We start from the raw sequence: 877 nt of genomic DNA on the forward strand, positions 1-877 counted from the left end.
GGAACATTATGTTTCTGAGGAGTATACGAAAGGTAGAATTTTTAGCGGATTTACCATCGGTGGAGGTAATTCATTATTAGCTCGAATTTATTTGAAATCACTAGAGATAAAGAAATCAGGTAAAGTGTGGTTTACTGACATTTGGTTAAAGAACGGTTGGCAATTGGAAAAAGACGTGTGGAGGGTGGAATTTCAACTAAGAAGACCTGTGTTAAAAGAATTGTCATTAGATACAATTGAACAATTATATTCAAAATTATCTGAGTTATGGGCATATCTGACTCAAGAATGGCTAACGATTAGACAACCGCAAAAAGATAATACCGCACGATGGAAAGTAAAGAGAAAATGGAGATTAGTGCAATCAGCTACTACGAACTATGAGGCATCACCATTAATAAGATCGGTAATCAAGCAAGGTGACATTATTAGGTTAATGAATCAAGTAACAGGGCTTYAAATGTCACTCGCTGCTAAATGTGATCATAGTTCACCCAGAGAAACATCGGATGTTATAAACTCATGGCTTGATGTTAAATTAAAATCAAAACAAACGAATTTCGAAGATCAAAAAGAACTAAGACAAAAAAGATTTTTATCAGATAATTGTGGGGGTAGTACTCATGAGGAATAAAGGAATCAAGACTGAAATGGCAATTTTATCGTTCGATGGATCTTATAATATAAAGATTTCTATTAACGATACTAAAGGTAGTACAGGCTATAATGATTCTGTTATTAAAGTAATTAATGAACTAATTGACTCACTTGATTTTAAAGAAGATTTCGATAAAGAGGGTTTTAATTTAGAAGATAAAGCAATTTCAATAATTGAGTCTGTTGCCATAATGCTTGGATCATTTGGCTGCACTTACGG

1 protein-coding gene and 1 pseudogene are annotated in these 877 nt (G+C 33.3%); both read left to right on the forward strand.

The genetic code is table 11. The features are described 5' to 3' along the window. Nucleotides 1–634 (forward strand): annotated as a pseudogene (locus tag AC1DUA_RS39320) (replication initiation factor); the annotation flags it as partial. Further along, nucleotides 624–877, forward strand: a 254-nt coding sequence (locus tag AC1DUA_RS39325) for a hypothetical protein (protein ID WP_477504838.1), incomplete at its 3' end; no start/stop codon positions are given. The pseudogene AC1DUA_RS39320 and the gene AC1DUA_RS39325, both read left to right, overlap by 11 nt.

The sequence above is a fragment of the Paenibacillus sp. 01T422 genome (genome assembly GCF_056398785.1).